Origin of the sequence: Bacillus salipaludis (genome assembly GCF_030938565.1) — a bacterium.
GTDB classification, from domain to species: Bacteria; Bacillota; Bacilli; order Bacillales; family Cytobacillaceae; genus Neobacillus; species Neobacillus salipaludis_A.
In genome coordinates this window covers 1,876,665-1,888,475 of the sequence record NZ_JAVGVR010000001.1, presented here as the reverse complement: position 1 = coordinate 1,888,475, position 11,811 = coordinate 1,876,665, and the positions used below count along the sequence as shown (strand labels likewise).

The window sequence follows — 11,811 nt, the reverse complement described above, 5'->3', positions numbered from 1 at the left end:
TTTCCTCCAGCAGATTAATCCGAAATAAAGGAATCGTGTACTCTCTTCCAAAACGGAAACGGCCGAAAGCGGGCAAAACGGATTTTTTCATCCGGCACTCTAAACTGAATCGATTTAACATCTTTGTGAAGCAGGGTAAGATGATCAATCGTTACCTGAAAATCTGAATGGTTTACAGGCTTTAGCATACAGGTATGATGGGCAGGCAGAATTAGTGGGGAGCCAACTGTCCGGAAAACTTTGTTATTAATGGAAGCCATCTCAGCAACCTGAATGGCTGAAATCGATGGGTGGATAATTGCCCCACCTAGTGCTTTGTTATAGGCCGTACTTCCAGAAGGTGTGGACACACATAGACCATCCCCGCGGAATCGTTCAAAATGCGCACCACGAATCTCAACATCCATGACAAGCGTACCCTCAACGCCCTTTACCGTTGATTCGTTTAACGCAAGGTATCTGGATTCCTGTCCTGCATGCTTATAACGAATGATGACCTCTAAAAGAGGATATTCAACCACCTGATAAGGAGTTTTAGCAATCGCAATTACAAGCTTTTCAATTTCATCCGGAATCCAATCTGCATAAAACCCAAGGTGACCGGTATGAATTCCGACAAAAGCAGTTTTATCTAATCGGCTGCTATACCGGTGAAAAGCATACAGCAATGTACCATCACCGCCAATGGATACAACAATATCCGGTTGGTCTTCATCATATACAAGATCAAAATCAAGTAAATAGGTTCTCATTTTGTGCATCAGAATGTTTGATTTTTGATCTCCTTTTGAAGTAATCGCAAATTTCATTCAACCCGCTCCTTACCGGTTTTTAATTCTTTTCTTCCTGCTTTAATTCTTTTTTTCTTGTAAAAAACGCTTGTGCTTCCTGTATTTCGCCTCGGATTAATGACATTTCCTCATCAAGGCGAAAAGCAGCCTCCGCGGCTCTTTTCAGCCGCATATGAATATCAGCAGGAAACATTCCTTTATATTTATAGTTCAATGAATGTTCAATCGTCGCCCAAAAATTCATTGCTAATGTCCTAATTTGGATTTCCGCCAGGATTTTTTTTTCCCCATGGATGGTTTGCACGGGGTAACGGATGACCACATGATAGGACCGGTAGCCGCTTGTTTTTTTATGAGAGATATAATCTCTTTCCTCAACAATTTCAAGATCATTTCGATTTCTTAATAAATTCACAACAGTATGTATATCATCGACAAACTGACACATCATGCGCAAACCGGCTATATCCTGCATCTCTTCCTCTAATTGATCAAGGGCAATTCCCTTTTGGGATGCTTTATCTAAAATACTGGCAATCGGTTTTACTCTACCTGTTACAAATTCAATGGGCGAGTGGTTGGAGTCAAGTTCAAACTGCCCGCGCATTCCTTTTAATTTAATCTTGAGTTCTTCCACTGCTTGTTTATATGGAGCTAAAAATTTATCCCAGTGGTTCATGATCTCACCCCAAACAACTTTTAAAAATTCTCCTCAACCTTCGAAACCATTTGATCCCCATAGTTTCCGTTTCCTCTAATATTACTGATGATATAATCAAGCTCTTCTGTAAACTGGGATAATTCTACCTGTTCATTGTTAAAGGAAAGCCATACAGATAGTTTGTTCTTTACTGCTGTTTTTAAAAGCTCCCATGTCTCTTCAGGGAATGCAATATAAGAGTAGTCCTCTTGATCTTCCATTAAATAAATAAAGGAAATCTGATCGGAGTCAACAAGAATTTGTTCTGCGGGCCGTAAATAAGTGATGGCTTCACCTACGGTAAACGTGATCTGATTCTCGGTAATCTTTCCATTCATTGCTGTTAATTTTTTTTTCATGATCTAACCTCCATTTTCACATCCCTATTTTAGCATAGTCGAACCATTTCTCCCAGAAATTGCAGTCGTGTTATGATTAGAAAAGAAACTTACGTGGAAGGAATGTAGAGGATGTTTCAAAACATTGAAATAGAATTTAAAAATATGCTGACCAAGGAAGAATATGAACTTCTTTTAATAAAATTCACCACCGTTGAAAGCAAATTGATTACACAGGAAAATCATTATTTTGATACTAAAGATTTTGCCTTGAAGAATGAACAGTCCGCTTTACGAATTCGCCAAAAGGGCCAGCAATTTGAAATGACATTAAAACAACCGGCAAATATCGGCTTGCTAGAAACAACACAAAATCTTACGGAAGCGGAGGCAACCCTTTCTATCCAGGAAGGAAAGCTTCCATCAGGGGCAATCAAAGAGATTATTTCAAAAATGGATATCGTGTTTTCGAAACTTAGTTATTTTGGGTCGCTTAAAACAAATAGAGCAGAAATGAACTATAAAGGTGGCATTCTCGTTCTCGATCACAGTCTTTATTTAAACAAAGAAGACTATGAATTAGAATACGAAGTGGAAAACGAACAACTTGGACAAAAGATTTTCGAGGAATTATTGAATCAATACAACATCCCCCACCGAAAAACCGAAAACAAAATCCAGCGCTTTTACAATCAGAAAAACTTATTAAAAAATAGCGCATTTTAAAGAACAATGTTGATTTTTTAAACAAGGTGATTGGAGCGGAAGGCACGAAGACTCCTCGAAAATGCTAACGCATTTTCTTCGTGCGTGGGCGGATTCAGGAAGCAATTCAGTGTCCTGTGGGAGTACGGGTTAGGGGAGACCCCGCAGGAGCAAAGCGACGAGGAGGCTCCCCAGACCGCCCACGAACCGCTTGTGCCTGGAGCGGTAACAAAGCCAATATTAAAAGGATATTTTTTCATCCTTTTTTTTCAATTAAAAGAAGGTTTCATTGTAAACATTACTAAGGAAGTTAAGGATTAATTTAAGCTTTTGAGCGATTTATTTGAGATATGAAAAAGCCATTGCTAAAATAAACTCATACAAACATTCTAAAGGAGTTGTCAACATGATTGAGAGTAAGCCTACACCATATGAGGCCATCGGCGAAAAAAACCTACACCGTCTTGTGGACACTTTTTATGGGCTGGTTGCACAACATCCTGACCTTGCACCAATCTTCCCTAATTCTTTTACTGAAATTGCTCGAAAACAAAAGCAGTTTCTTACACAATATTTAGGTGGACCACCATTATATACAGATGAACACGGACATCCTATGATGCGCGCTCGCCATTTACCCTTTCCAGTAACCCCGACGCGGGCGGAAGCATGGTTGTCCTGTATGAGACAGGCGATGAATAAAGTTGGTTTGGAAGGACCATTACGTGATGAATTTTACGCTAGGCTTCATCTTACTGCACAACATATGATAAACACACCAGATACGCAGGAAACTGGTGAATTACAGTGAGCAGAATTGGACATACAAGTTCAAAAAAGCAATGTGGAAAAAGTGAAAAAAAGCCTGTTGAAATTTACATGTTTATTGACCCTTTATGTCCCTCTTGCTGGGCGCTTGAACCGATACTTAAAAAGCTTCATATTGAATATGGCCGCTATTTTTCCATTAAACATGTCCTAAGCGGCAGGCTGGCCAATTTAAATTTAAGTAAAAAAAAGAATTATGAAAATATCGTGGAGCTATGGGAAAAGACAGCAAGCAGATCGGGAATGTCCTGCGATTCAAGTCTTTGGTATGAAAACCCGGTTGACTCCCCGCATATAGTCTCTATTGCCATTAAAGCAGCCGAGCTCCAAGGAAGACGAGCAGGAATCCGTTTCCTCCGTAAACTGCAGGAAGTTTTATTTTTGGATAAAAAAAATATTTCTGATTTAGAAGTATTAAATGATTGTGCCGGGGATGTAGGATTAGATATTGAGGAGTTTAGTACGGACCTCCATTCCGAGAGTGCGGCCAAAGCATTTCAATGCGATTTAAAAATAACCTCTGAAATGGATGTTCATGAAATTCCAACGCTTGTTTTCTTTAATGAAAATGTTGAAGACGAAGGGATTAAAATAACCGGAACCTATCCATATGAGATTTATGTACAAATCTTGGAGGAAATGCTCTCAGAACGGCCCGTTCAATCACCGCCGCCGCATCTTGAGACGTTTCTAAAGTTTTTTCGATTTGTCGCTTCAAAGGAAATTGCAGTCGTCTACAATATGACGATTTCCCAGGTGGAAAAAGAAATGAAAAAATTACTTTTAAAACAGGTAGTTGAACAAATACCAGCTAAATACGGGACATTTTGGCGATATATTGAAGAATAAAAGGGTGAAGGAATCCACCCTTTTTTTGTGGATATCTTCTTAACGAAAAGCTCTTTTCGTAAACTTTGTTGCTCTTGGTCTAAAAAATGTTCCATTTAGAGAATTTCCGGACAGCTTTAGCGAAGACATGGGGCAATCAAGTCCAAACTGGAAGCCGTAGGGAGAAACGTTTAACATTAATTTTGTTCGAAAAACACAATCAATCCGAAAACAACCTAACGAAAAGACCTTGCAGCTCCGGTTCTGCAAGGTCTTTTACTAATACGAACAAAAGGGGATGGGAGAAATCTTTCACGGTCAAACAAAGGGGTTTATGTTTGTTGTGATCAACTTCACGAGTTAACTATATCATGGTGTTGTACCTTAAACAATGACTTTGTGCTTTATTTCACAATATTGTCAAAAAGTCATATTTTTTCGAATTGGACAATAGACTAATAGTGAGATAAAGCAAAAGTAGGTGGAATTTCCGTTGAAGAAGCTCCCTATTTTCTTCCTGATTCTTTTTTTTATCCTTGCCTTTTTTCTTCATTTGCTTGCACTGCTTAAAATTTTCCCATTATGGATCAGCATCCCCCTGTTGTTCCTATCCATTTTCACCATTTTATTCTTCGTAAATGAAAGGAAACGATTTCGCGGGTTTTAAAAAGGGATGACGCATTTTTAAGCGCCATCCCTTTTCTCATGATAACAGCTGTTCAAGCTCGTTTAGCTTTTCTTCAAATACCTTGCAGGCATCTTTAATTGGCTGGGAGCTGGTCATGTCTACTCCTGCCTTTTTAAGGACTTCAATTGGGTAATCAGAGCTTCCTGCACTAAGGAACCCTATATAGCGCTTCACGGCAGGCTCCCCTTCTTCTAGAATTTGCTTACTTAATGCGGTTGCCGCACTAAATCCAGTGGCATATTGATAAACATAATAATTGTAATAGAAATGAGGGATTCTTGACCATTCTAAGCCTATTTCTTCATCAATGACAATATCCTCTTCTCCAAAATACTTTTTGTTTAGCTCATAGTATTCTTTTGTCAATAATTCAGCCGTTAACGCCTCGTTATTTTGAAGTTTTTGATGGATAAGGTGTTCAAATTCTGCAAACATGGTTTGCCGGAACACAGTTCCTCTAAATCCTTCTAAGTAATGGTTTAATAAGTAAATCCGTTTCTGTTCATCATCAATGGTCTTTAATAAATAATCGTTTAACAATGCTTCATTACAGGTCGATGCCACTTCGGCAACAAATATTGAATAGTTCCCATAAGGATAGGCCTGTGATTTACGTGTATAGTAACTATGCACGGAATGTCCTAACTCATGCGCAAGTGTGAACAGATTGTTCACATTATCCTGCCAGTTCAAGAGGATATAGGGATTGGTGCCATAGGAGCCAGAAGAGTACGCGCCGCTTCGTTTCCCTTTATTTTCGTGAACATCTACCCAGCGGTTTTCAAAGCCTTCTTTTAAAACTTTAGCATATTCTTCCCCTAATGGTGCTAATCCTTTTAGAACAATATCCTTTGCTTCCTCATATTTAATCTCCATTTTTACATCTTTTACAAGAGGTGTATATAAATCGTACATATGCAGTTCATTAAGTCCTAGAACCTTCTTGCGCAGCTTTATATATCGCTGTAATAAATGCAAGTTTTCGTTTACTGCTTTAACCAAATTATCATACACACTTTCGGGGATATTATTGGCTGCTAATGCTGCCTGCCTTGCTGATTCATACTTTCTAATTCTTGCATTAAAATTATCCTTCTTCACATTACCACTAAGAGTGCTTGCGAATGTATTACGGAAATTACCATAGGTTTCATACACCGCTTTAAAAGCATCCCGGCGGACGCGTTGGTCAGTGCTCTCTAAGAATCGTATGTAGCGGCCATGGGTAATTTCTACCTCTTCCCCATTTTCATCTTTAATGGATGAAAACGCCAAATCAGCATTGTTTAGCATCCCAAATGTATTGCTCGAAGCATCCATCACCTCGCCCGCTTCGGCTAACAATGCCTCTTGTTCAGCTGAAAGAACATGCGGCCTTTGCAGATTAATTTCCTCAATTGCATGCTCGTAAAGCTTTAACTCAGGCTTCTCCGTTAAAAAACCTTTAAGTTTACTTTCATCAATCAATAATAGTTCTGGAACAATAAAAGCAAGTGAACTACCCGCTTGAGCGTAAAGGTTTTTCATCCGATCATCTAAGCCTTGATAAAATGAATTCGTTGTATCTTGATCATATCTCATATGGGAATAGGCATAGAGCTTTCCGAGTCTTTCAAGAAGTTGATCCTGATACTGAAGGGCTTTAAATAGAGTTTCCGCACTCTCTCCAAGCTTTCCTTCAAATTGTTTTGCCCCAGGGACTTGGCTTTTTACCTCCTGGAATTCCTTTTCCCATGCCTCATCATTTGCAAATATATCTTCTAATTTCCAGGTTTCTTCAACAGGGATTTCACTTCTAGCCGGCAGCGTTTTAACTGCAGTTTCATTTGCCATCTTTCATCCTCCATTCTAATTTCCAAATTACCAAAAGAACCCACTATAATATTTCTCCTTTTCCTTCCAAATTCCTTCATTCTCTATTATTATGCCCTTCATTAATATTTCATTTATCGTTTTGAAATCATTCGCTGATATTTTTGAAAAAATACCTTCTTTCGATCTTCCCTTTCACGATTTGATTGTGGAAAGGGGATATTCCTGTTTAGTTGAAAAGCAGCTTTTCCCTTTTGAGTCATAATCCCAAATTTTTCTAGCATGAAAAGATATTCCATCACTGCACTAAAAGGATGAATGTGCTTGATTAACGGGAGGTCACGGATGATAATTTCCTTTCTCCCTATTCTCTTATAAAAACTCCTTTCTACTTCTTGAACCGTAAATATGTCCATTGGATGTTTTTGAGTCAAGATATCAAGATACACATAGGTTTGCCAAATGATTGGTGAAGTTTGAATCAATAATGAAGAGTGAACTGGGAGACCAATTTCAGGAGGTAATAGAAAAAGATTAAGATTATGCTGATATATCTCATGAAGGAAGGAGTTTTGCCTCGAATTTGGGTGAAGCGCCCAATTCATATTGGCTTTCTCTAATTCAAAATTCCAATTTGAAAGATTAATTTGACCCAGACATTCCGGATTCAAAAGACAATTAATTTCTACATTACTAATGGGATAAAAGCGGTTTTGTATAAAGGCATTTTTTATGGAATAAGAGACAATTGAATCAAGTAGGTGAAAGTGCTTTTTTTCGGGGCAATAGGAGGGCAAGTAATAACTACCTTCTACTGTCTGTTGTATAAATAAATAGTGGAAATTTGAAAGTGAGAGAATACTTTTCTTCTTTTGATGGATTTGTTCGTTCCCCAAAATCCAGAGTGGAACATATCCTGCATCAACATAGCTTCTTGTTCTTTTCAAAAAGATTTCTTCAGAGATTGGGGAGCATTGAAACTCTAAAGCATATTTTTGATTTTCGTAAGTAAACTTTATATCGGGCCGCTGCTGGATTTTCTTATCATAATATTCAAGGACCGCAGGGATTTTTTGACGTAACAGCCAATGATAGAGCTGAAGTTTTCCTTCCATATGATAAACCGACTCATTTTCATAGGAGTTCCTGCATTCTCCCCCCTTTATATGAGAGAAATGATACATTCTCTGATCGCCCAGCTTTAGTAAAACTCTTTCACCACAAACTGGACAGAAGAATTCTTCCCTCCTTCTAAAGTATAATAGCGTTTCTTTTTTGTAGTTATAGCCCAGACATATTTTTTGACCATTTTTTGTGCTTGCTGTTAGCATGCCATTCACCTCCACCTATAATAATTCGATTGATTATTTAAAAGTCCTTTTTTTGCAGAAAAAAGCAATCAGCCAATTGCCGATTGCTTTGTTATAGTAATGGGGACATCAGCCTTGCTGTTGATTCCAATAACCGCAGGCCCAAATGTCTTTTTTGGAACGTTTTAAGTTCAAGCTGCTTGGCAAATTTTAAATCATTTTCATATTCATCCACCAGCTTTTGTGCACTTTTCGTTCGAAACAAAAAGGCATTAACTTCAAAATTCAAATGAAAACTCCGCATATCCATATTGGCTGTTCCAATCGAAGCGAGTTCTTCATCTACAATGATAATTTTGCTGTGCATGAAACCACGTTCATATTCATACACCTTCACCCCTGCTTCCAAGAGTTCTGGAAAATAGGAACGTGAAGCATGAAAAACGATTCGTTTATCCGGGCGGTTCGGCACCAAGAGCCGAACATCAATCCCGCTTAAAGCAGCCACCTTGATAGCCGAAAAAATGTCTTCATCAGGAATAAAATAAGGGGATGCAATCCAAACCGATTTTTCAGCTGAAGCAATCATTGAAAAAAAGATATTTTTAATCACACTCCATTCATTATCAGGTCCTCCTGCAATTAGTTGAACCCCACCGTGGCTCTTATTATCAAGTTGCGGGGATAAATATTCGGCAGTTAAAAAACTATGGTTGGTCATATAATACCAATCCTGTAAAAAAATTAACTGAAGGGTCCTTACGGCTTCTCCCTTTACCATTAAATGAGTATCACGCCAAAATCCGATACTTTTCACTCTTCCTAAATATTCATCGCCAATATTTAAGCCGCCTACAAACCCAATAGTACCGTCTATTACAATAATCTTTCGATGGTTACGAAAGTTGAATTTATTATTTAAAAATGGAAGTTTTACCGGACCAAAAGAAACTGTTTCAATTCCTGCATTTCTCAAATCTGCAATATACTTCTTAGACAATTGCCAGGAGCCGACCGCATCAAAAAGGAAACGAACCTTGACCCCCTGCATGGCTTTTTCTACTAATATCTCTTTAATTTCTTGTCCAATAGCATCATTACGAACAATATAATATTCAAGATGGATATGATGTTTAGCTCTTTTTAGTTCTTCTAAAATATGTTGGAATGTTTCTTCACCATTGGTTAAAATTTTGGTCGAGGTATCAAAAGATATGGGACTGTTCCCAAGCTTTTGCGCCAAACTGAATAATTTCCCTTGATGTTCTCTCATTAAACTTAACTTTTCCCTGCTTCGTGGATCATTTTCACCTTCCACATTCAAAAAGGCTTGTTTATCTAGAAAATACTTTTTACGGAACATTTTCTCCTTTCGATAATTCCGCCCGAAAAGAAGATAAAAAATAAATCCAACAAGCGGAAACCCGCCTAAAACAACCAGCCAGGTAATCGTTTGCGTGGGGTGACGATTCTCAAGGAAAATCACAAATCCAATGAAAATAACGGACAAGGAAATAAATAGGCTAAATACCCCGAAAAGACCACCCTTAATATGATCTTTAAAGATCAACATAAGTACGGATATGATTATAACAAATAGAACGACCCTAACAGTGTTTTTCAGTGTCCTCACCTGCACTTTAAAGTAAATTAATACTAAAAAATACCGATTTCAATAGTGAAATCGGCTCTAATTTTAGTGAAAATGCTTTCTAATTTCAGAAAACACATTTTCAGAAATTATTTCTTTTCCGTATTCCTGAACACGATGTATGGTCACTTGTGTTTCAGTACCGTATTCCAAAAGAATACTTAAGATATCATCTATTTCATCTTCCTCAAATACATCCTCTAGAAATTCGGTGTAGAGATAATATCTTCCTTCAAAATGATAAAGAGTCGTTTTTAATTCATCGAGACCCTCGCGTTTCGATAACATAATAACATCCTCAAAATCCTTAAAGGCAAGCATAAATTCAAGGGGATCTTCATCAAGCAAATAGTCTTCCTCGACCTCATGCTTTGGATTGAAATGTTGATCAAGAATATCTTCAATATTCTCATCAACCGGTATATCCTTTACCTTATCACCCGGAATTGGCAGTTCAAATTTTTGGCCATCTTTAGAAAGCTGGGCTTTGGTAACAAGAATTTCTAAGCCTTTTTCCAATGCCTGAACTTGGATCCAAAGTGGACCTTCCACAACAAACTCTTCTTCCTGATGAACCTCATCCATCATTTCCCAGAAAAGTTCTTCACTGCGCTCACGATTGTACCAAATTTCCTCCCGGTCAAAACCTCTGTCTTCTATATCACCATATGAAATGTAGAACTTTACAGTATTCTCATTTATTCTTTCAATCTCCATTTTTACCTCTCCCTTCCGTTTTCCATATTGAAGGGACTAAATACCCCCAAGCAGACAGTGCCAAAAGCATTTACCCAATTTAGAAAGGACTATTATTAGTGAGATTTGTTAAAAAAAGGACATAAATCCTTGTACTTTTATTTTATGACAAAAGCAGCAATAAGGGAAATAAAATTAATCAAATAATCAAAAACCATCAATACGCCTATTTTCCAGCATTAGTTGGCACTTAAAATATACAAACGGAAGATTCACTTATTATTAGATATTCATTTTATTGTACCAAAATGCCTTTAAAATCACAAATGAAACGGAAAAGCGGAAGCGCCTTCGGAACAAGCACAGCTTGTTCCTGCGATGATTATTCAAAGGAGCTTTCCTTAGTGGTCAGCCCCGACAAGTGCTGGAGGTCCTGACGGTGAAGTCGTTCTTTGACTTCATTGTCAGGACCAAAGCAACCACGAGGGGCTAGGCGCTGGAGCTGGACAATTCTCGAATTCAAAGAAATATTATTTGCAACAAAGAAAAAGACCTTCTGCTTTCAGAAGGTCTTGACTTTTAATTTACCATTCGCTGTGCTTCACGCAATTGGAATGTTCTCACTCTTCTTGGTAAGAACCGGCGAATTTCATCTTCATTATAACCGACTTGTAAACGCTTCTCATCAATAATGATTGGACGGCGTAATAGTCCTGGATTTTCCTTAATTAATTCGAATAAATTCTGAAGGGGCATGGTATCTAAATTTACATCCAATTTTTGAAATGTCTTGGAGCGAGTGGAAATAATTTCATCTGTCCCATCTTCAGTCATACGAAGTATTTCTTTAATCTCTTCAATAGATAAGGGCTCTGAGAAAATATTTCTTTCCTTGTAAGGAATCTCATGTTCTTCCAGCCATGATTTTGCTTTCCTGCATGATGTGCAACTTGGTGAAGTGTATAGTGTTACCATTCGTCTTCACACTCCTCTTTATTTAACTGTCTGTTTATAAGAAAAACGAAAATCTGTTTAATAACTTATACCCTAATTAAAATAATTATAAACAAGTAATTTATATCACCAATTATACACCACTGATTCTGAAAAAGGTATCCTTTTTTCAAAAATTCTCATAGGGCCAAAACTTAAAGAATTTTTTTAAACTACAATATATTAGACGAATATTCACGTAAAAAGTTTCATGGTTTATCCATTTTTTTCGTTAAAATTTTGTAATACTTTGAGATTTACTGTAAAATTATTCGTTTACTTTTTGCAGTTTTTGTAGGTTTAAAAAAATATTATTTCCCTCTCTTACTGCTTGTTATTCTAGCAGATTATTCTTAAGTATTTCTTAACCTTTTATTAAATTTATATTCTCAATTAAATGAGGAAGAATGAAAACGCATACATCAAGCTGTGAAATAGTCACAAAAATTCCCCCAATTCTTAAGGAAATAA

12 protein-coding genes are annotated in these 11,811 nt (G+C 37.4%); 4 read left to right on the top strand and 8 right to left on the bottom strand.

The features are described from left to right. Positions 1-14: 14 nt before the first annotated feature. Genes RCG21_RS09280 through RCG21_RS09270 form a run of 3 tightly spaced genes read right to left on the bottom strand, consistent with a single transcriptional unit; the run spans position 15 to position 1,850 of the window. Complete coding sequence (locus RCG21_RS09280) at positions 15-809, bottom strand: NAD kinase (RefSeq protein ID WP_133338358.1); 795 nt, start codon at positions 807-809, stop codon at positions 15-17. A gap of 22 nt (positions 810-831) precedes the next feature. Further along, positions 832-1,470: a GTP diphosphokinase gene (yjbM, locus tag RCG21_RS09275; protein ID WP_133338360.1), complete on the bottom strand. Its 639-nt coding sequence runs from the start codon at positions 1,468-1,470 to the stop codon at positions 832-834. A gap of 20 nt (positions 1,471-1,490) precedes the next feature. Next, entirely contained in the window at positions 1,491-1,850 is a 360-nt protein-coding gene (locus RCG21_RS09270) for a UPF0738 family protein (RefSeq protein ID WP_133338362.1), read from the bottom strand. 111 nt (positions 1,851-1,961) lie between these two features. Here RCG21_RS09270 and RCG21_RS09265 point away from each other — a divergent pair, with 111 nt between their 5' ends. The 4 genes from RCG21_RS09265 (at position 1,962) to RCG21_RS33760 (ending at position 4,857) form a co-directional block, all read left to right on the top strand. Further along, a complete protein-coding gene (locus RCG21_RS09265; RefSeq protein WP_308913094.1) occupies positions 1,962-2,555 on the top strand; it encodes a CYTH domain-containing protein in 594 nt (197 codons plus the stop codon). Between the two features lie 385 nt (positions 2,556-2,940). Further along, on the top strand, positions 2,941-3,345 hold the full coding sequence (locus RCG21_RS09260; RefSeq protein ID WP_133338366.1) for a globin domain-containing protein: 405 nt from the start codon (positions 2,941-2,943) through the stop codon (positions 3,343-3,345). Further along, positions 3,342-4,211: a ClpXP adapter SpxH family protein gene (locus tag RCG21_RS09255; RefSeq protein ID WP_235824913.1), complete on the top strand. Its 870-nt coding sequence runs from the start codon at positions 3,342-3,344 to the stop codon at positions 4,209-4,211. The genes RCG21_RS09260 and RCG21_RS09255 overlap by 4 nt, the downstream gene beginning before the upstream one ends. A 460-nt stretch (positions 4,212-4,671) precedes the next feature. Beyond that, positions 4,672-4,857: a hypothetical protein gene (locus RCG21_RS33760; RefSeq protein WP_504928505.1), complete on the top strand. Its 186-nt coding sequence runs from the start codon at positions 4,672-4,674 to the stop codon at positions 4,855-4,857. Positions 4,858-4,893: 36 nt separating this feature from the next. Here the strand turns inward: RCG21_RS33760 and pepF are convergent, their stop codons facing one another. The 5 genes from pepF to spxA form a co-directional block, all read right to left on the bottom strand. Next, a complete protein-coding gene (pepF, locus tag RCG21_RS09250) occupies positions 4,894-6,711 on the bottom strand; it encodes an oligoendopeptidase F (RefSeq protein ID WP_133338368.1) in 1,818 nt (605 codons plus the stop codon). A 113-nt stretch (positions 6,712-6,824) separates the two neighbouring features. Continuing rightward, positions 6,825-8,021: a competence protein CoiA gene (locus RCG21_RS09245; protein WP_133338370.1), complete on the bottom strand. Its 1,197-nt coding sequence runs from the start codon at positions 8,019-8,021 to the stop codon at positions 6,825-6,827. Between the two features lie 91 nt (positions 8,022-8,112). Further along, positions 8,113-9,624, bottom strand: coding sequence for a cardiolipin synthase (gene cls, locus RCG21_RS09240; RefSeq protein WP_133338426.1), 1,512 nt, complete (start codon positions 9,622-9,624; stop codon positions 8,113-8,115). 72 nt (positions 9,625-9,696) lie between these two features. Then, positions 9,697-10,368 carry an adaptor protein MecA gene (gene mecA, locus RCG21_RS09235; protein WP_026574540.1) on the bottom strand — a complete coding sequence of 224 codons (672 nt, stop codon included), beginning with the start codon at positions 10,366-10,368 and terminating at the stop codon, positions 9,697-9,699. Between the two features lie 558 nt (positions 10,369-10,926). Further along, positions 10,927-11,322: a transcriptional regulator SpxA gene (gene spxA, locus RCG21_RS09230; RefSeq protein WP_026574539.1), complete on the bottom strand. Its 396-nt coding sequence runs from the start codon at positions 11,320-11,322 to the stop codon at positions 10,927-10,929. Positions 11,323-11,811 lie beyond the last annotated feature (489 nt).